General features: G+C 74.8%; 19 protein-coding genes. 13 read left to right on the top strand and 6 right to left on the bottom strand.

What is annotated here, in order from left to right; all coding sequences use genetic code 11:
• Positions 1-50: 50 nt before the first annotated feature.
• Positions 51-248, bottom strand: coding sequence for a hypothetical protein (locus MNZ29_RS10590; protein ID WP_242337714.1), 198 nt, complete (start codon positions 246-248; stop codon positions 51-53).
• A 334-nt stretch (positions 249-582) separates the two neighbouring features.
• Between MNZ29_RS10590 and MNZ29_RS10595 the strand changes: the two genes are divergently transcribed.
• The 3 genes from MNZ29_RS10595 to MNZ29_RS10605 all read left to right on the top strand — a co-directional run bounded on the left by MNZ29_RS10595 (position 583) and on the right by MNZ29_RS10605 (position 2,169).
• Positions 583-1,539, top strand: coding sequence for a hypothetical protein (locus MNZ29_RS10595; protein ID WP_242337716.1), 957 nt, complete (start codon positions 583-585; stop codon positions 1,537-1,539).
• Positions 1,536-1,742 carry a hypothetical protein gene (locus tag MNZ29_RS10600; protein ID WP_242337718.1) on the top strand — a complete coding sequence of 69 codons (207 nt, stop codon included), beginning with the start codon at positions 1,536-1,538 and terminating at the stop codon, positions 1,740-1,742. The genes MNZ29_RS10595 and MNZ29_RS10600 overlap by 4 nt, the downstream gene beginning before the upstream one ends.
• A gap of 193 nt (positions 1,743-1,935) precedes the next feature.
• Positions 1,936-2,169, top strand: a complete 234-nt coding sequence (locus tag MNZ29_RS10605) for a hypothetical protein (RefSeq protein ID WP_242355122.1) — start codon at positions 1,936-1,938, stop codon at positions 2,167-2,169.
• Between the two features lie 36 nt (positions 2,170-2,205).
• On the opposite strand, the gene MNZ29_RS10610 is transcribed toward MNZ29_RS10605, so the two are convergent.
• Positions 2,206-2,988 (bottom strand): DUF169 domain-containing protein, encoded by a 783-nt coding sequence (locus MNZ29_RS10610; protein WP_242355124.1) that lies wholly within the window; start codon positions 2,986-2,988, stop codon positions 2,206-2,208.
• Positions 2,989-3,183: 195 nt separating this feature from the next.
• Between MNZ29_RS10610 and MNZ29_RS10615 the strand changes: the two genes are divergently transcribed.
• Positions 3,184-3,378, top strand: coding sequence for a hypothetical protein (locus tag MNZ29_RS10615; protein ID WP_242337723.1), 195 nt, complete (start codon positions 3,184-3,186; stop codon positions 3,376-3,378).
• A gap of 57 nt (positions 3,379-3,435) precedes the next feature.
• Here the strand turns inward: MNZ29_RS10615 and MNZ29_RS10620 are convergent, their stop codons facing one another.
• A complete protein-coding gene (locus MNZ29_RS10620) occupies positions 3,436-3,873 on the bottom strand; it encodes a universal stress protein (protein WP_242337725.1) in 438 nt (145 codons plus the stop codon).
• 187 nt (positions 3,874-4,060) lie between these two features.
• Here MNZ29_RS10620 and MNZ29_RS10625 point away from each other — a divergent pair, with 187 nt between their 5' ends.
• From MNZ29_RS10625 to MNZ29_RS10665, 9 genes are all read left to right on the top strand, one after another.
• Positions 4,061-5,521 carry a YhjD/YihY/BrkB family envelope integrity protein gene (locus tag MNZ29_RS10625; protein WP_242355126.1) on the top strand — a complete coding sequence of 487 codons (1,461 nt, stop codon included), beginning with the start codon at positions 4,061-4,063 and terminating at the stop codon, positions 5,519-5,521.
• Between the two features lie 82 nt (positions 5,522-5,603).
• The gene (locus MNZ29_RS10630) at positions 5,604-5,840 is read left to right on the top strand and encodes a hypothetical protein (RefSeq protein WP_242337728.1); all 237 of its coding nucleotides are present in this window, start codon (positions 5,604-5,606) and stop codon (positions 5,838-5,840) included.
• A 309-nt stretch (positions 5,841-6,149) separates the two neighbouring features.
• Complete coding sequence (gene hpnA / locus MNZ29_RS10635) at positions 6,150-7,181, top strand: hopanoid-associated sugar epimerase (protein ID WP_242337730.1); 1,032 nt, start codon at positions 6,150-6,152, stop codon at positions 7,179-7,181.
• A complete protein-coding gene (hpnH, locus tag MNZ29_RS10640) occupies positions 7,166-8,176 on the top strand; it encodes an adenosyl-hopene transferase HpnH (RefSeq protein ID WP_242337732.1) in 1,011 nt (336 codons plus the stop codon). The genes hpnA and hpnH overlap by 16 nt, the downstream gene beginning before the upstream one ends.
• 11 nt (positions 8,177-8,187) lie before the next feature.
• A complete protein-coding gene (gene fni / locus MNZ29_RS10645) occupies positions 8,188-9,240 on the top strand; it encodes a type 2 isopentenyl-diphosphate Delta-isomerase (RefSeq protein WP_242355128.1) in 1,053 nt (350 codons plus the stop codon).
• Positions 9,237-10,961, top strand: coding sequence for an NAD(P)/FAD-dependent oxidoreductase (locus MNZ29_RS10650; protein ID WP_242337736.1), 1,725 nt, complete (start codon positions 9,237-9,239; stop codon positions 10,959-10,961). The genes fni and MNZ29_RS10650 overlap by 4 nt, the downstream gene beginning before the upstream one ends.
• Positions 10,949-11,884 (top strand): phytoene/squalene synthase family protein, encoded by a 936-nt coding sequence (locus tag MNZ29_RS10655; protein WP_242337738.1) that lies wholly within the window; start codon positions 10,949-10,951, stop codon positions 11,882-11,884. Before MNZ29_RS10650 ends, MNZ29_RS10655 begins: the two co-directional genes overlap by 13 nt.
• Positions 11,881-13,845 carry a squalene--hopene cyclase gene (gene shc / locus MNZ29_RS10660; protein WP_242337740.1) on the top strand — a complete coding sequence of 655 codons (1,965 nt, stop codon included), beginning with the start codon at positions 11,881-11,883 and terminating at the stop codon, positions 13,843-13,845. The genes MNZ29_RS10655 and shc overlap by 4 nt, the downstream gene beginning before the upstream one ends.
• 7 nt (positions 13,846-13,852) lie before the next feature.
• Positions 13,853-15,346 carry a carotenoid biosynthesis protein gene (locus MNZ29_RS10665; RefSeq protein WP_242355130.1) on the top strand — a complete coding sequence of 498 codons (1,494 nt, stop codon included), beginning with the start codon at positions 13,853-13,855 and terminating at the stop codon, positions 15,344-15,346.
• 37 nt (positions 15,347-15,383) lie between these two features.
• Here the strand turns inward: MNZ29_RS10665 and MNZ29_RS10670 are convergent, their stop codons facing one another.
• From MNZ29_RS10670 to MNZ29_RS10680, 3 genes are all read right to left on the bottom strand, one after another.
• Complete coding sequence (locus tag MNZ29_RS10670; RefSeq protein ID WP_242355132.1) at positions 15,384-15,668, bottom strand: hypothetical protein; 285 nt, start codon at positions 15,666-15,668, stop codon at positions 15,384-15,386.
• 159 nt (positions 15,669-15,827) lie between these two features.
• Entirely contained in the window at positions 15,828-16,304 is a 477-nt protein-coding gene (locus tag MNZ29_RS10675) for a type II TA system antitoxin MqsA family protein (RefSeq protein ID WP_242337746.1), read from the bottom strand.
• Positions 16,305-16,333: 29 nt separating this feature from the next.
• Complete coding sequence (locus MNZ29_RS10680) at positions 16,334-17,074, bottom strand: sigma-70 family RNA polymerase sigma factor (protein WP_242337749.1); 741 nt, start codon at positions 17,072-17,074, stop codon at positions 16,334-16,336.
• Positions 17,075-17,218: the final 144 nt, after the last annotated feature.

Genomic DNA, 17,218 nt, shown 5'->3' on the forward strand with positions numbered 1-17,218 from the left:
CGTCCAGACGAGACGGGGCGGCGGCTGCCGGCGCGCGCGGCGCCCGCCGCTCACTGGCGGCGGCGCCCCTCGCCCGCGACGAGCTCGAGGCGACGTGCCTCCGCCGTCCCCGCGGCGCGCGCGCGGCTCTCGGTGCAGAAGCTCGCGAGCAGCTGCCCGTCCACGGTCACGCGCCAGAGGTGCGAGTCGACGCGCTCGATCGCGACGAGGTGCCCGCGAACGGACCGGGTGATGCGCGCGGCGCTCATCGTTCATTGTTAATCGCGCCAGCGGTGAAAAGCCCGCCCACGAGGGGCCGGAGCGCGGCTCGGAGAGACGGGGCTCGGACGTCCCTCCACGAGCGGTCAAGCCGGGTCCGTGCCGGGCGAGCCGGCGCTCGGGGCTTCCCAGCGGAGGGCGCAGGGCGTACAAGAGACGCGCGCCGGCCGGATCGGGCGTAGCGACCGGAAACGAGCGAGCGCCCTCCTCGACGGCAGACCCCAGACCGCGCTCTCCCGCTTTGCGACGCAGGCATCACCGCGTCGGGCGCGTGCGCGCGTCCTCTCGCGACACACGCGCTACAAGCCTTGCGAAAGGACGTCGATGGCCGATCTGAAGGAAGGAATGCTGGTACAGCACGCGTCCCTGGGAGTCGGCAAGGTCGTCGCCCTCGAGGCGAACGCGGTGCACGTCTTCTTCCCCGACAGCGAGAAGCGCTTCGCCGCGAAGCTCCGCCTGCCCGCCGCGAGGGCGCTGCTCTCGACCGACGGCCTGGAGCGGAACTCCTGGCTCGAGGGGCTCTCGTCCTTCGCGCTCGACGCGCAGAGCGGCCGCTACGCGCTCGCCGCGAACTTCCTCACCCACGAGGAGGCGGTCGCCGAGTTCCAGGCGCTCTATCCGCAGGGCTTCGCCGATCCCGCCTACACCGCGAGCGGCAAGCGCGAGCGGGCGGCGCGGTGGCGCGCGGCGAGCGCCGCGTGGAAGGAGACGTTCCCGAGCGGCGAGGGCGCGCGGCTGGCCGACGAGGGCGAGGTGGGCGAGCTCGTGAAGCGGATCTCCCGCTCCGCTCCGCTCGCGGCGCTGTTCGACCCGGTGCTCGAGGAGGACGGCCTCGCCGAGGTGTTCGAGGACGAGGCCGCCGCTCGCACCTTCTTCGACGCGCTGTTCGGCCTGCTCTCCGTCCCGGTCCCGGCCCGCGCCCGCTTCGACAAGCTCTTCGCGGCCGCCGCGGGGCTCGCCGTGGCGCCCGCCTCGAGCTGGGCGCTGGCCACGGCGCTCCCGCTCCTCGCCGACCCCGGCCGCCACGTCGTCATCTGGCCCAAGTCGACCCGCGCCGCCGCGGAGCGGCTCGGCTGCGACCTCCGCTACGACCCCGCGCCCAACTGGGCGACCTACTCCGCCGTGCGGGCGTTCGCGACGCAGCTCCGGGAGCGCCTCGCTCCGCTCGGCGCCCAGGACTTCGTGGACGTCGAGGTCTTTCTGAACGTCGTCGCCACGGCTCGCCGCCCGCAGCCCGCGGCGGTCGACGGCGCGACCACTCGCTCGAGGAGGACGCGGTGAACGACGGGTTCAAGGATCTCAAGGGCCGCATCCGCAAGCTCGAGGAGCAGCTCGTCGCACGCGGCCACGTCGACGTCGACTTCGCGCAGGCGGTGAGCCGGGTCCGGCGCGCGGTGCGCCACGGCGATCGCTCGCGGGAGCCGAGCCCGGAGCTGCGCGGGCTGCTCGAGCGCGCGGAGACCCTCGCTCGCAAGAGCACCTGAGCCGCTCCGGCGTCCTCCGCCGCCGCGCCGGGCATGGTCCCGGCAGCGGCGGTCTCCGTCCGATCCGGGAGGCGGCACGCCCCGCGAGGCGCGGCGAGCGCTCCCTCCTCGGCGCGGCGAGCGGCGGCTCGATGCCTGCAGAGCCGGGCACGGGGCGCTACAAGCTTCCAAGGTGTGACCGTCGCTCGGAGCCGTGGCTCCCTCCCCGGCCGCGCCCAAGGGAGACGAGATGGAGCACCCGGAGAAGGCCAGGCTCATCCACCATTACGACCGGGAGCGGGCCGGCATCCTCTGCGGCATCGAGGACCGGACCGCCCACTGGACCACGCGCAGGACCGTCAACTGCCCGCGCTGCAGCGAGATGCTGCGGGCGCGCGAGCAGCGGCCGTCCGCGCCGGAGGCGACGCACGCCGCAGACGCGGGCTGAGCCTGCACGAGCGGCCGCCGGCGCCTGCGAGCGCGCTCACTCCTCGCCCGCACGCCAGCGGCGCTCGAGCTCGACGTAGCTCGGCGGGAACGCCGGCTGCGCCCGCAGCGCGAACGAGGGGATGGGGTAGCGGATGCCGCCCCGGCCCGTCCCCTCCAGGCCGGCGACGATCGCGTCCGCCATCCCGAACGGGAAGGTGAACGCCAGCTCGTCGTCCGCGGCGAGGCCGAACAGCCGATCGCCGTAGCACGGCAGGATGAGCTGCGGCTCCTTCGTCTGGCGCGTCCGGATGACGATGTCGGCGCAGTCGCCGCGCCCGGTGAACTCCGCCTTGAAGCTGCCGCCCCGCTCGTAGAGCGCGGCGTTCACGAGCCGGAGCACCTGGGCCGAGTTTCCGTAGACCACCACCGTCTCGGGCTCGAAGGTCGATCGCTCGAGGGGGCCGACCACGACGCCGGAGATCTCGTCGCGGGCGAGGCGCGGCAGCGCCGACTCGAACGCCGCGCCGGCCTCCTGGCACGACGCGTACATCCCCTCGGCGAGCGCGCCGCGCTCGTAGTACGGGATGCGATCCTCGAACCCGAACGCCGCCTTGGCGATGGGGCAGGCGAGATCCTCGCCCGTGAACGCGATCGTCCAGCCGTAGCGGCGCGCGAGCGCGACGCACTGGCAGATCGCGACCTGCGCGCCGAGGTCCTTCGACGGCCGCTTCGCCTTCGCGGGGACGGGCTCGCCGGGCGCGAGCGGGCGGATCGCGACCGGGAAGGTGGCGACGCGGAGGTGCTTCTCGAGGTGCTTCGCGAGCGTGGGGGCGTCCATGAGGGGCTCCTCGGTCATGCGGGGCGCCCCACGATGCCACGCTCCGGGGGTGCTGCTCGACGCTCCGCGGGGGACGAGCGGACCGCCTGGCCTCTGCGAGCCCCGCCGCCGCACGTTACAACCCCTGGCAGGCGGGCCCGGTGCAGGGGCGGCTGGTCCCTCACCCGGCCCGCGGTTTCGACGGACGGAGACGCAATGGAGCAGCACGCGCAGAAGAAGATCGTCCACTACTACGACCGCGAACTGCAGCGGATCCTGTGCGGTGTCGTGGACCCAGGCGCCCACTGGACCATTCGCAGCCGGGTGAACTGCGAGCTCTGCAGCACGCTCCTCCGCGAGCGCCGGCTGCCGGTCGCCGCCCCCGAGGCTGCCGTCGCGGCGGACGCCTGAGCGAGCGCGCCCGAGGCGGCGCGCGGTGCGCCCGCCGCGGGCGCGTCCGCGCGCGCCTCAGGAGGCGATGCGCGAGCGCACCGTCAGCACGGGGATGGGCGAGAGGCGCACGACGCGCTCGGCGACGCTCCCCATGAACGCGTGCGCGAAGCCGCGCCGCCCGTGGGTGCCCAGCACGACGAGGTCCGCGCCCGCCTCCGCGGCGGCCGCGAGGATCTGCTCCCACGGCGCGCCCACCCGCACGGTGCCCTTCACCCCGGGGCACACGTCGCGGATCGACGTGAGCAGCTCCTCGAGCTTGGTCTCCGCGAGATCGGTGATGGGAGTCACGAGGTCGACCGGCGCGGCGAACTCCGTGTAGGTCGGGACCTCGGCGACGTGCGCGACCGTCAGCTGGGCGCCGGCGTCGCGCGCGATCGTGACCGCCATCTCGAGCGCCCGGCCCGAGGCCTCGCTGAAGTCGGTCGCGGCGAGGACGTGCTTGAACGTGGCCATGGCTTCCCTCCGTGCTCCCAGAGCGATCTTCCTCCTGTGCCGCCGGGCGGTGATCGCCGGCGGACCGCGAAAAGAAGGGGCTCCCCTCGCCGCGGTGTCCCGGCCGGGCGTCCCGGCGCCAGACGAGCGGCCGGGGCGGTGAGCGCCCGGCGCGGCGCGATCCTGCGAGGCGAAGGATCATGGAGGAGTGAGCGACGCCGCCTCGCACCCCGTCGACCGGCTGCGCGAGTTCTTCGCGGTGCGCATCTGGGACGTCCGCCCCGCGGAGCTGCCCCGCGCGAAGGCCGCGCTGTTCCGCGCGAGCCGGCTCGGCTACTCGACCCTCCGCGGGTTCCTCGAGAACCGGCTCACCGTCCGCGCCGCCGCGCTCACGTACTACAGCGTGCTCTCGGTGGTGCCGTTCCTCGCGTTCGCCTTCGCGGTGCTGAAGGGCTTCGGCGCCTACCAGGCGTTCGTCGAGGGCTTCGTGAGGCCGTACCTCGCCGACACGTTCGGGCCGAACCCGGCCCTGTTCCAGGCGAGCGAGCGGATCCTCGAGTTCGTCGATCGAACCGACGTGTCGCGCCTCGGCGCGGTGGGGCTCCTCGTCCTCGTCTACACGAGCGTGTCGCTCGTCTCGAGCATCGAGATGGCCCTCAACGACGTGTTCGGCGCCAAGACCACCCGCCCGTTCCTGCGCCAGATCACCGACTACGTGACCCTGCTCGTGACCACGCCGATCCTGGTCTTCGCGGCGGCGACGGTCTCCACCGCGGCGCAGAGCTCGAGCGTGGTCGTGTTCCTGCGCGAGCGGCTCCGCCTCGGTCCCGCGATCGACTTCGCGCTCGGCTTCACCCCGGTGGTGGTGGTCGGCCTCGCGCTGTTTGCGATGTACGTGATCCTGCCCAACGTCCGGGTCCGCCCGCTGTCGGCGCTCCTCGGTGCGCTGCTCGCCGCGATCGGCTGGCAGGGATCGCTCGTCGTGCACGTGCAGCTGCAGATGGGCGTCGCGAAGTACAACGCGCTCTACTCCGTCCTCGGCGCCATCCCGATCTTCCTCGTCTGGACCTACGTCTCGTGGCTCATCGTGCTCGTCGGCGCGGAGGTCGCGGCGAGCCACCAGAACGAGCAGGTCGTGCGCGAGCGGCTCCGCGGCCACCGGGCGGACCAGGCGCTGAAGGAGACGCTCGCGGTCGCCGCCGCCGCGCAGCTCACGCGCGACTACCTCGCGGGCGGGACGCGACGGACGCCCGTCGAGCTCGCCCAGCTCCTCGAGGTCCCGCCGGCGGAGGTCGAGGAGATCCTCGAGGCGCTCGCGCGGGCCGGGCTCCTCGTCCGCGCCGTCTCCAGCCACGGCGTCGGCTACGTCCCCGGGCGCGACGTGGACGCCATCCGCGCGAGCGACCTGCGGGAGGCGCTCCGCCGCGAGCCGGGCGTGGACGACGTGCGCGCCGCGGTCCTGCGGCGGCTCGGGCCGGAGCTGCAGCGGCTCCTCCACGCGACCGAGGAGGAGCGCCGCTCCTCTCCGCACAACGCGACGCTGCGCGAGCTCGCCGCCCTCGCGCGCGACTCCGCGCCGGGCCCGGGCGGCGCGCGCGGAGCGGGGGGCGGGCGGGCGGGGGATCGCCCCGAGGTGCTCGACGGGAAGGCGCCGGACTCGCCTGGATAGCCGTGGCCACGGCGAGCGCCCGAGCTCCCGGGGCCGGGCGCGCCGGCACGTCCCATGCTTTGCAGACCGCCAGGAGGAGCTCATGGCCAGGCGGGCGACCGAGTGGACGACGCTGCGGATCCGATGCTGCCGATGCGGGCGCGTCGATCGCTTCGTGGTCCCGGCAGCGGCGGCGTTCTCGCTGGCGGACCGGCTGATGCTCGCGCCGTGCGCGGGGACCCTCGGGCGCCAGGCGCCGTGCAACAGCCGGGATCGCCGCCTCGACGTCCGGCCCGCGGCGGCGGCCGAGCGCCACGGGGCTGCCGCCATTCCGGGCTGAGGCTGCTCACCGCAGCGGCAAGTCGCGCAGGATCCGCACACTGGATCGCGCTCACCTGGGGTGCATGCGCCCCGAGTGGGCCCGCGGTCGAGGTGCTTACGCCTCGGACGGTCGCACCCCATCGCGCGACCGCATCCGGACGACCCTAATACTGTTGCGTGATCGGCGGGAGGAACGAATCCTACACCCCTCGCCACAGGCGGGAGCTTCACTCTCGGGCGACGCGCCCCACGGCGCGCTGCGAGGCGGAATGGCGGGACTGCGCGAGGAGATCGACTCGTCGGAAGATCCGGCGCCACGGGGGACGCCGTGACCGGCCGTGCGCTCGTGACCGGCGCGTCGGGCTTCGTCGGGGCGAACGTGGCGCGGCTCCTCCTCGAGCGCGGCGCGGAGGTGCGCGTCCTCGTGCGGCCCGGATCGCCGCGCGCGAACCTCGACGGCCTCCCCGTCGAGATCGCCGTGGGCGACCTGCGCGACCGCGAGGCGGTGCGACGGGCGGTGCGAGGCTGCCGCCGCGTGTTCCACGTCGCGGCGGACTACCGGTTCTGGGCGCGCGACCCGCGCGAGCTGTATGCCTCCAACGTGGACGGCACCGTGCACGTCATGGACGCGTGCCTCGCCGAGGGGGTGGAGCGCGTCGTCCACACCTCCACGGTCGGGACGGTCGGGCTCTCAGCGCTCCCCACGCCCTGCGACGAGACGACGCCGCTCGCGCCCGGCCAGCTCACCAGCCACTACAAGCGCTCGAAGCTCGCCGGGGAGCGGGCCGCGCTCTCCTACGTCGCGCGCGGCCTCGCGGTCGTGGTGGTGAACCCGTCCGCCCCGGTGGGCGCGTGGGACGTGAAGCCGACCCCGACCGGGCGGATCCTGGTGGACTTCGCGCGCGGCCGGCTCCCGGCCTTCGTGGACACGGGGCTCAACGTGGTGCACGCGCGCGACGTCGCCGAGGGCCACCTGCTCGCCGCGGAGCGCGGGCGCGTCGGCGAGCGCTACATCCTCGGCCACCGGAACATGACGCTCGCCGAGATCCTCGCCGAGGTCGGCGCGATCCTCGGACGTCCGGCCCCGCGCGTGCGGCTCCCCTACCTCGCCGCCCTCGCGGTCGGCGCGCTCGACACGGCGGTGTCGCGCCTCGTCACCCACCGGCCGCCCTCGGTCGCGCTCGAGGCGGTGCGCATGGCCCGCCGGCGCATGTTCTTCGACGCCGCCAAGGCGGTGCGGGAGCTCGGGCTGCCCCAGACGCCGGTGCGGATCGCCTTCGAGGATGCGCTCACGTGGTTCGGGGAGCGGGGCTACTTTCCGCGCCCCGGAGAGGGGAAGGCGGCATGGGCATCCCGCTGAAGCAGGCGGTGGCGGTGGGCCGGTACATCGTGGCCCAGAAGCTGCGCGGGCGGGCGCGCTACCCGCTCGTGCTGATGCTGGAGCCGCTCTTCCGCTGCAACCTCGAGTGCGCCGGCTGCGGGAAGATCCAGCACCCGGAGGCCGTGCTGCGGAGCTCGCTCACGCCCGAGCAGTGCTGGGCGGCCTCCGACGAGTGCGGAGCACCCGTCGTGAGCATCGCCGGCGGCGAGCCGCTCCTCCACCCCGAGATCGCCCGCATCGCGCGCGGGCTCGTGGAGCGCGGCCGGTTCGTCTACCTGTGCACGAACGCCATCCTGCTCGAGAAGAAGCTCGCGCTCTTCGAGCCGCACGGGCGGCTGACGTTCAACGTGCACCTCGACGGCGTGGAGGCGCGCCACGACGCGTCGGTGCAGCGCGCCGGCGTCCACCGGGCCGCGGTGGCGGCCATCCGCGCGGCGCGGGCGCGCGGCTTCCGCGTGACGACCAACTCGACCCTCTTCGTCGGCCAGGACCCGGAGGAGGTGCACCGGTTCTTCGACGAGGTGATGGCGCTCGGCGTGGAGGGCATGACGGTCTCTCCCGGCTACGGCTACGAGCGGGCGCCGGACCAGGAGCACTTCCTGCGGCGGGACGAGACGCGCGCGCTGTTCCGCCGCGTGCTCGCGCCCGCGCGCGAGCGCGGCTGGCGCTTCAATCACTCGCCGTTCTACCTCGACTTCCTCGCCGGGCTCCGCGACTACCAGTGCACGCCGTGGGGCAGCCCCAACTACAGCGTCCTCGGCTGGCAGCGCCCCTGCTACCTTTTCTCGGAGGGCGGCCACGCGAAGACCTTCGCCGAGCTCATGGAGACGACGGACTGGGAGAAGTTCGGGGCGGGGCGCCACCCGCGCTGCGCCGACTGCATGGTGCACTCGGGCTACGAGCCCTCCGCGGTGCAGGACTCGATGGCCACCGTCGGGAACGTCGTCCGCTCCGTGCGGTCGCTCATGCGCTGAGGGAGGTAGGGATGTCCATCGCCGAGCGGAAGGACTGCCACCTCGCCCTGTGCCTCGCGGAGGAGGTCGAGCTCCCGGGCGGCGACGCCACCGGGTTCGCCGCGCTGCGCTTCGACCACGACGCGCTGCCCGAGGTGGACCTCGCGGCGGTGCGGACCGAGACGGAGCTCTTCGGCAAGCGGCTCGCCGCGCCCATCGTGGTCGGCGCGATGACGGGCGGGACGCCGCGCGCCGGCGAGGTGAACCGGCGCCTCGCGCGCGCCGCGGAGCGCTGCGGCGTGGGCTTCGCGCTCGGCTCGCAGCGGCGCATGCTCCAGGACCCTTCGACCCGCGACAGCTACGCGGTGCGCGAGGCCGCGCCGGGCCTGCCGCTCCTCTTCGGGAACCTCGGCGCCGTGCAGCTCAACCTGGGCGTGGGCGTCCCGGAGGTCAGGCGGCTCGTGGCCGAGGTCGGCTGCGACGCCTTCAACTTCCACCTGAACCCGCTCCAGGAGGCGATCCAGCCCGAGGGCGACACCCGCTTCGCGGCGCTCCTGCCGAGGCTCGCCGCGGTGATCCCGGAGCTGGGCGTCCCCGTGCTGCTGAAGGAGGTCGGCGCTGGCATCTCCCGCACGACCGCGCGGAAGATCGCGGCGCTGCCGGTGGCTGGGGTGGAGACCGGGGGGCTCGGGGGGACCTCCTGGGCCCGGGTCGAGAGCCTGCGGGCGCGCGATCCGGCGCGGCGCGACCTCGGCGAGACGTTCGCGCGCTGGGGGATCCCCACCGTCGAGAGCATCGCCGCCTGCCGCGCGGCGCTACCGGAGCGGGTGGTCGTCGCCTCCGGGGGGATCCGGAACGGGATCGAGATCGCGAAGGCGCTGGCGCTCGGGGCGGACGCGGTGGCGCTCGCCCTGCCGCTCCTGCGCGCGGCGGAGCGGTCCTGGGAGGCGGCGGCCGAGGAGCTCGAGCGGCTCCTCCAGGAGCTGCGCCTCGCCATGTTCCTCACCGGCTGCACGCGCGTCGCCGAGCTGCGCGACCGCCCGCTCTCCCGCGCCCGCGACCTCACCGCGTTCCCCCCGAAATGACCGAGCCCGACGACAAGGCGCGCTCGCGCCGGGAGGCGCGCGAGGAGGCGGCGGCGGGCCGCTTCGACGCGATCGTCGTCGGCGCCGGGATCGCAGGGCTCGTGGCCGCGTCCGACCTCTGCCAGCGCGGGCACCGCGTCCTCGTCCTCGAGCACGACCACCAGGCGGGCGGGCTCATGGGCGGCATCCGCCGCCGCGGCTTCTACTTCGACGTCGGCTGCCAGTCGTTCGAGGACATGGGCATCGTCTTCCCGCTCCTCGAGCAGTACGGGCTCGCGGACCTCGCGCGCTTCCGCCGCGCCCACTACCGGCTCGTCATGCCGGGGGTGGACGTGGACGTGACCTCGCTCGGCGCGGTGAGCCGGGCGCTCCAGCAGGCGTTCCCGGAGAGCGCGGCGTCGCTCGGCCGGGTGTTCGCCTTCCACGAGCGGACCTCCGCGCTGCTCTCGCGCCTGTTCGTCCCGGAGCGGGTCCCCTACGTCCGCGACGCGGGCGGGACGAGCGCCGCGCGCTGGGCCCTCGGGGCGCTGGAGCGCGAGGCGGTGCGCTCGCCGGCGGTGCTCCTCCGGCGCCTCCGCGATCTCCGCACGCTGCTCCTCGACGACTCCGCGGCCTGGTACGCGCGCGAGCTCCCGCCGTCCGGCGTGCGCGACCTCCTCGCGAGCTGCGGCTACACGCGGATGAACGTGTTCGTCGCGTCGGCCTTCTGGCACCTGTGGGCGAGCGACTACTGGTACCCGGAGGGCGGGCTGCAGGGGTTCTTCGACCGCTGGGTGGCGCGGCTCGAGGAGCGCGGCGTGCGGTTCCTCTTCCGGCGCACGGTCGCGGCGCTCGACGTGAGCGGCGACCGCGCGGTCGCGGTGCGGACCGCGCGCGGCGAGCGGCTGGAGGCGGAGGAGGTCGTCTACACCGGGGACTACCGCTTCGCGGTCCACCGGCTCGTGGGGCGCGAGCGCTTCTCGCCCGCCGCGCTCGCGCGCCTCGACCGCGCGCGCACGTCCGACGCGCTCGTCTCCGTGTACCTGGGCCTCGACCTCGCGCCCGAGGCGCTCCGCGAGCGGCTCCGCACCTCGCACGTCTTCTACTTCCCCTCGTTCGCGTGCAAGACCGCGCTGGATCCCGCCGATCCGGACGCGCACCGGCACGCCTTCCTGGAGGTGACGGCCCACGGCCTCCGCGACCCGTCGCTCGCTCCCGCGGGGAAGTCCGCGCTCGTCGTGCAGGCGTTCACGCGCCACGACTGGCAGGACGGCTGGCGCACGGGCCTCTCGGGTGATCCGGCCCGCGAGGCGGCGCGGCCGCCGCCCAGGCCGGCGGCGTACCGCGCGCTGAAGCGGCAGGTCGCCGCGGAGCTCCTCGAGAAGCTCGACGGGCTCGTCCCCGGGGTGGCCGACCGCGTCGTCCACCTCGACGTCGGCGCGCCGCCGTCCACCGTGCGCTTCACGCGCAACGCCTTCGGCGGCTCCTGCGGGTTCGAGCTCAACCTCAGGAGCTTCCCGTTCTCGAACCCGCTCGCGCACGTCGAGACGCCGCTCGAGAACTTCCACACCGCCGGGCACTTCACCGTCTGGCCGGGCACCGTGCCGACCGCGGCGCTCTCCGGGAAGATCGCCGCGCGCCGCGCCCACGCGCGGCTCGCCCGCCGGAGGGGGCGCGCCCGCGCGCGGCCGGCCGCGCCGTCCGAGCAGCTCGTCGAAGGGGGGACCGAATGGACACCGTGACAGTGGGCGCCGAGCGCGGGCGCACGCCCGCCCTGGCGGAGCTGGGGCGGCGGGGGCTCGCCGAGTGCTGGGACATCCTCCGCGTGCACGGGAAGACGTTCCACATGATGGCGAAGCTGCTCGGGCCCGAGCGCGGGAGCGACATCGCCGCGCTGTACGGGTTCGCGCGGGTGGCCGACGACGCGGTGGACGTCCCCGGGCCGGACGACACGCCCGACGCCATCCGGGGGAAGCTCGCCGCGATGCTCGAGGAGCTGCGCCGGGCCGTGCTCGGGCAGAGCGTGCAGCCGCGCTTCGTCGCGCTCGGCGAGACGGTGCGCCGCCACGGCATCCCCCTCGAGCCGTTCGACGACCTCGTGGCCGGGCTGCTCATGGACCTGGACGGCGCGCGCTACCGGACCTTCGCCGACCTCGAGCGCTACTGCTACCGGGTCGCCGGGACGGTCGGGCTCATGATCACCCCGGTCGCGGGCTACCGCGCCGGCACGGAAGCGCTCGAGCACGCGAAGACGCTCGGCACCGCCATGCAGCTCACGAACATCCTGCGCGACGTCGGCGAGGACCTCGCGCTCGGGCGCGTGTACCTGCCGGAGGAGGACCTGGCGCTCTTCGGCCTCGGCGAGGGCCACCTCTCGGCGCGGCGGGTGGACGGCCGCTTCCGGGCGCTGATGGACTTCGAGATCGCGCGGGCGCGCGGGCTGTACGAGCGCGGCCTGGCGCTCATCCCGCTCCTCGCGGACGCGCGCGGGCGCCTGGCGTTCCAGTTCGCCGTGGACGCCTACTCCGCCATCCTCGGCAAGATCCGCGCGAACGGCTACGACGTCTTCCGCCGCCGCGCGAGCCTCTCGGCGAGCGAGAAGCTGGCGCTCGTGCCGGGCGCCCTGTGGAGGGCCTCGCTCGCCGCCAACGGCCACGCGCAATGAGCGGCCACGTCCGCCTCGCGGAGGACCCCCTCGCGCGCGCGGCGCGCCGCGCGGCCCTCGCCGCGCAGGACTTCCTCTACCGCACCCAGCGGCGCGACCACTGGCGCGGCGAGCTCGAGTCGAACGTCACGGTGACCGCCGAGTACGTGCTCCTGCGCCAGGCGCTCGGGCTCGACCTCACCGCGCGCCGCGGTTCGCTCGTCCGCTACCTCTGCTCCCGCCAGAAGCCGGACGGCAGCTTCGGCATCGCCTCGACGCTCCCCGGGGACGTCTCCACGACCGCCGAGGCGTACCTCGCGCTGCGCCTGCTCGGGGTCGCCAGGGAGGACGAGCGGCTCCTCGCCGCGGAGCGGGCCATCCGCGCCGCGGGAGGCCTCGCGCGGGTGCGCGTGTTCACGCGCATCAACCTCGCGCTCTTCGGGCTCTTCCCCTGGGACGCCGTCCCCATCGTCCCGGCGGAGGTCATCTTCCTGCCGCGCTGGGCGCCGGTGAACGCGTACCGGCTCGCGAGCTGGGCGCGCTCGACGATGATCCCGCTCTTCGTGCTCTTCCACCACCGGCCGGTCTTCGCGCTCCCGAACGGCCGCTCCGACGCGAACCCCTGGCTCGACCACCTCTGGCTCGATCCCGCCGAGAAGCGCGTGCCGTACCGCGAGTCGGTCCTCGCGACGGTGCGCCGGCACGGGCTCGGCTGGAAGGCGTTCTTCAACGCCGCGGACGTGGCCCTCCGCGCGCACGAGCGGGTCCGGCGCGTGCCGCCGCTCACGCGGCTGCGGGCGGAGGCGCTCCGCGCCTGCGAGGAGTGGATCCTGGCCCGGCAGGAGGCGAGCGGCGACTGGGCCGGGATCTTCCCGCCCATGCTGAACGGCGTCCTCGCGCTCCACGCGGCCGGCCGCGGGCTCGACTCGGACCCGGTCCGGCGCGGGCTCGAGGCGATCGAGCGATTCACCCTGAGCGACGCGGAGGGCTTCCGGGTGGAGGCCTGCCAGTCGCCGGTGTGGGACACGATCCTGGCGCTCACCGGCCTCGTCGACGCGGGCGCCGATCCCGCCGATCCGCGCCTCCTCGCGGCGCGCCGCTGGATCGAGGGGATGCAGCTCACGAACGACTGGGGCGACTGGCGCGTCTACGATCCGCGGGGCCCGCCCGGCGGCTGGGCCTTCGAGTACGCGAACAGCTGGTACCCGGACGTGGACGACACCGCCGCGGTGATCATCGGCCTCCTGAAGCAGGACCCCGCCTCGCGGGAGGGCGACGCGGTCCGCCGGGCGGCGGCCTGGGTCGCGAGCATGCAGAACCGGGACGGCGGCTGGGCCGCGTTCGACCGCGACAACGACAAGCGGTTCCTGAACGACATCCCGTTCTCGGACATGGACTCGCTCTGCGACCCGTCGAGCCCCGACGTGACCGGGCGCGTGCTCGAGGCCTTCGGGCTCCTCGACGACCCGCGCCTCCGAGGCGCCTGCCGGCGCGGAGTCGCCTACCTGCGCCGCGCGCAGGAGCCGGAGGGGAGCTTCTACGGGCGCTGGGGGGTGAACTACGTGTACGGCACGTCGAACGTCCTCGCCGGCCTCGCGCGCCAGCGCGTCCCCCGGTCGGACGCGATGGTCGGGCGCGCGGTCCGCTGGCTCGAGTCGGTGCAGAACGCCGACGGCGGCTGGGGAGAGGGGCTCGAGTCCTACGCCGACCGCGCCGCGATGGGGCGCGGCCCCTCCACCGCCTCGCAGACGGCGTGGGGGCTCATCGGGCTCCTCGCCTACGGCTCCGGGGAGGACGACGCGATCCGGCGCGGCGTGGCGTGGCTCGTCGAGCGGCAGCTGACGGACGGGGAGGAGGGCGGGTCGTGGAGCGAGGAGGCGTTCACCGGCACCGGCTTCCCGCGCCACTTCTACCTCCGCTACCACCTCTACCGGCACTACTTCCCGCTCATGGCGCTCGGGCGGTTCGCGCGGAGCGGCTAGGCCGCCCATGGCGCTCGCGGACACGGCGGCGCTGCTCTGGGGCACGGTCGTCCACCGTCCGTACGTGTACGCGTTCTTCGCGTGCTTCCTCGTGTTCGCGCTGCACCAGCTCGGTCCGCGGCGGACGCTCGTCTTCGGGGTGACGACCTGGCTCCTCGCCTTCGGCGCGGAGTACAGCTCCACCCGCAACGGCTTCCCCTTCGGGCCGTACCGCTACTTCGACGAGACGCGCACGCGCGAGCTCTGGATCGCGAACGTGCCGTTCTGGGACTCGCTGTCCTTCGTGTTCCTCACCTACTTCTCGCTCGCGCTGGCCGGCGCGCTCCTGTCGCGGCCGGAGGAGCGCGCCCGCGGGCGCGCCCCGGGCCTCCTCCACCCGCTGGCGCCGCTCCTCGCCGGCGTGCTCATGACGCTCCTCGACGTCGTCATCGACCCGGTGACGCTGCAGGGGGAGAAGTGGTTCCTGGGGCGCATCTACGACTACCCCTACCGCGGGTTCTACTTCGGCGTGACCGCCGCCAACTTCGCGGGCTGGTTCCTCGTCGGCGCCGTGAGCGCGTGGGTGTTCCAGCGCTGCGCCGCGAGCCTCCCGGGCTGCCGCGGGCCGTTCCGGCGGGTGCACCCGCGCTTCGTCCCCGGGATCTACGCCGTGTACGCGGGCGTCCTCGCCTTCAACCTCGCGGTCACGATCGCGATCGGCGATCACGCGCTCGCGGCGGCGAGCGCGACGGTGTCCGCCCTCACGCTCGCGGCGCTGGCGGTGCGGCTCCGCGCGCCCCGCCGGGCGGCGGGCATCGTGGTCTGCGCCGCGACCTTCGCCGAGGCGGCCGCCTGCCGCCGCGGGATCTCGGACGCGGACGCGGCGGGGCTCGAGGTGCTCTGCACCGGCGTCGGGCCGGAGCGCGCGCGGGCGGCGCTCGCGGCGCGGCTCGCGCGCGGACCGCGGCCTTCGCTCGTGGTGTCGTCGGGGTTCGCCGGCGCGCTCTCGCCGGGGCTCGAGGTGGGCGCGGTCGTGACCGCGCGGTCGGTGCACCGGCTCGCGGACGGAGAGCGGGCCGCGCTGGAGCTGCCCCCGGCGCTCCTGCGGCTCGCGCCCGGCGCCCGCCCGGTCGAGCTCTCGTCCGCGGCCGAGGTGCTCGCCGCCGCCGGCCACGGTCTCCGCGCGCCCGCCGCCGGCGACATGGAATCCGCCGCGCTCGCGCGGACCGCCGCCGAGGCCGGGATCGCGTTCTCGGTGCTCCGCGTCGTCACCGACACGCCCGCGGCGCCGCTGCCTCCCGTGGCCCGCAGCGTCGCGGCCGCCCTCGCGGCGCGGGGCCTCTCCCGCGGCGGGCACCTCGTCCGGACGCTCTCGGACGCGCTCGGCAGGCCGCGCGAGACGATCGCCTTCGTCCGTGCCTCGCTCGGCTGGTGCCGCCGGCTGCGCGAGACGTGGCGGACCTTCGCGCCGCTCCTCGCCGCCACCGCGCGGGAGGCCGAGCCGACGCGCTCGGCCTCGTGAGGCCAGGCGGCGGTCCGGCGAGCAGGAGCCCCACGCTTCACTGACTGCAACGTCCCGCCCCGGGGCCCGACGAGCCGTCGAGCGGCCTCAGCGCCGCGGTCCTCGGATGCTCGGGCGCGCAGCCGCGACCCTGCCCGAGGTCGGCCGCCCCCGCATGGAGCACGATGGGCATGCGCTCGAGCAAGGTGGCGGCCCATCCGTACTCCTCGAGCCGCTCCGCGCGCAGGTACTCGGGCGCGAGGATCCGGCAGGAGTGCCCGACGGGGACGCCGTCGGCGCGGCGGTGCCGCTTTCCGCAGTAGATGGTTCGCTGGTCGTTCATGCCCGGGATCGTGCCTCGACGCGTAGTTCGGCGGGCGGCGCGGCGGCGAAGTCTGCGTGAACTTCGCGCGTCGCCACGGGCGGGCGGACCCGTCGTCCCTTCGTGAGACACCCGCCGGCCGGGCGGGCGCGATGGCGAGAGGCGAGGCGGCCCGCGGCGTCAGCGGAGCTTCACGGCGAGCGCGTGCGGGTAACCCTGGTGCTGCGCGAGGCGCGCGAGCCGGTCGCGGGTGGTGCTCCGCCCGTCGAGCGCGTCCTGCACCATCGCGCACACGGCGATGAACGCGGCGCGGTTGGGGGCGGCGCGGCCGGTCTCCCAGTGCGAGATGGTCTCCGGCGTGAGGTCGAGCAGCCGCGCGAGCTCCGCGGCGCGCAGGCCGAGGGCCTTGCGCATGTGCCGGAGCGCCTCTCCCGTGTCCACGCCGGCGTCGGCGAGCTCGCAGCAGGTGGCGAGGCGGACCCGGTCGCGGAGCTCTCCGTCCACCTGGACGGCGTCGCACGCCGCGCAGCGCCGGGCCGGCACGGCGACCGAGGCGGTCACCGCGGAGCGCGGGAGCTCGACCGAGAGCGTCTCGGTCTGCTCCTGCAGCTCGCCGTCTCCGCACCGCCTGCAGCGCCCCTCGCCGTCGCCCGCCATCCCCGACCTCCTGCGCTCCCTGGTTGGTGCTAGGCGGCCTCGCGGTCGCCTTCGCCGCCCTCGGCGTCCCGGATCGACGTCAGGTAACCGTGCAGGAAGCGCTTCGTCTGCAGCTCGAGCTGCCGCACGCGCTCGCGCGACACGCCCCAGCGCTTGCCGATGGTCTCGAGCGTGTCGGGCGGGTCCTGCTTGAGGCGCGTCTGGACGATGTCCCAGCCGACCTCGCCGATCCGCCCGCGCACGCGCTCGAGCGCGGCGCGGAGGTGGCGGTCGTGCTCGGCCGATGCGTACTGCTCGTGCGGGCCGGGCCCCTCGTCCTCCAGGCGATCGAGGTGCGAGACGTCTCCCTCCTCGTCGACCGTGCGGTCGAGCGACAGGTCGGCCGCCGCCACCGTCCCGCTCTTCGGCCTCACCGACGAGCGCGCCTGCTTCAGGTACTTCCAGACGTACGCCCGGATCCACCACACCGCGTACGTCGAGAACCGCGTCCCGGCGTTCGGGTCGAACTTCTCGATGGCGCGCAGGAGGCCGAGGTTGCCCTCCTGCACGAGCTCCTCGAGGCGCAGCGTCCCGCGCATCTGCTTGCGCGCGATCATCACCACGAGCGCGAGGTTCCTGCGCACGAGCTCCTCCTTCGCCCGCGCCTCCCCGCGCCGTGCGCGGAGCGCGAGCTCGCGCTCCTCCTCGCGCGACAGCGGGCCCTGACGGCGCGCCGCCTCGAGGTACGGCGTCAGCGTATCCAGCTCCAGATTCTTGGTCGTTCCCTTCATCGCTCACTGGAACACATGTGGTTTGAAGAAAATTCAAGTCGCCTCGCATTCGACCTCTCCGGGGCCGGAGATCGCTCGGCCGGAAGGAGCACGGACGGTCGAGCGAGCGGCCGCCGGTGAGGGTCGGGTGTGCGGCGCCGGGAA

The sequence above is a fragment of the Anaeromyxobacter sp. SG64 genome (assembly GCF_022690745.1).
Lineage (GTDB): Bacteria > Myxococcota > Myxococcia > Myxococcales > Anaeromyxobacteraceae > Anaeromyxobacter > Anaeromyxobacter soli.

What these genes read in the sequence shown, in the direction of transcription:
- hpnH (WP_242337732.1), top strand. Translation starts at nt 7,166, where the DNA reads ATGGGCATCCCGCTGAAGCAGGCGGTGGCGGTGGGCCGGTACATCGTG.
- MNZ29_RS10655 (WP_242337738.1), top strand. Translation starts at nt 10,949, where the DNA reads ATGGACACCGTGACAGTGGGCGCCGAGCGCGGGCGCACGCCCGCCCTG.
- MNZ29_RS10665 (WP_242355130.1), top strand. Translation starts at nt 13,853, where the DNA reads ATGGCGCTCGCGGACACGGCGGCGCTGCTCTGGGGCACGGTCGTCCAC.
- shc (WP_242337740.1), top strand. Translation starts at nt 11,881, where the DNA reads ATGAGCGGCCACGTCCGCCTCGCGGAGGACCCCCTCGCGCGCGCGGCG.
- MNZ29_RS10590 (WP_242337714.1), bottom strand. Translation starts at nt 248, where the DNA reads ATGAGCGCCGCGCGCATCACCCGGTCCGTTCGCGGGCACCTCGTCGCG.
- MNZ29_RS10675 (WP_242337746.1), bottom strand. Translation starts at nt 16,304, where the DNA reads ATGGCGGGCGACGGCGAGGGGCGCTGCAGGCGGTGCGGAGACGGCGAG.
- MNZ29_RS10595 (WP_242337716.1), top strand. Translation starts at nt 583, where the DNA reads ATGGCCGATCTGAAGGAAGGAATGCTGGTACAGCACGCGTCCCTGGGA.
- fni (WP_242355128.1), top strand. Translation starts at nt 8,188, where the DNA reads ATGTCCATCGCCGAGCGGAAGGACTGCCACCTCGCCCTGTGCCTCGCG.
- MNZ29_RS10630 (WP_242337728.1), top strand. Translation starts at nt 5,604, where the DNA reads ATGGCCAGGCGGGCGACCGAGTGGACGACGCTGCGGATCCGATGCTGC.
- MNZ29_RS10680 (WP_242337749.1), bottom strand. Translation starts at nt 17,074, where the DNA reads ATGAAGGGAACGACCAAGAATCTGGAGCTGGATACGCTGACGCCGTAC.
- MNZ29_RS10670 (WP_242355132.1), bottom strand. Translation starts at nt 15,668, where the DNA reads ATGAACGACCAGCGAACCATCTACTGCGGAAAGCGGCACCGCCGCGCC.
- MNZ29_RS10620 (WP_242337725.1), bottom strand. Translation starts at nt 3,873, where the DNA reads ATGGCCACGTTCAAGCACGTCCTCGCCGCGACCGACTTCAGCGAGGCC.
- MNZ29_RS10650 (WP_242337736.1), top strand. Translation starts at nt 9,237, where the DNA reads ATGACCGAGCCCGACGACAAGGCGCGCTCGCGCCGGGAGGCGCGCGAG.
- MNZ29_RS10610 (WP_242355124.1), bottom strand. Translation starts at nt 2,988, where the DNA reads ATGGACGCCCCCACGCTCGCGAAGCACCTCGAGAAGCACCTCCGCGTC.
- MNZ29_RS10615 (WP_242337723.1), top strand. Translation starts at nt 3,184, where the DNA reads ATGGAGCAGCACGCGCAGAAGAAGATCGTCCACTACTACGACCGCGAA.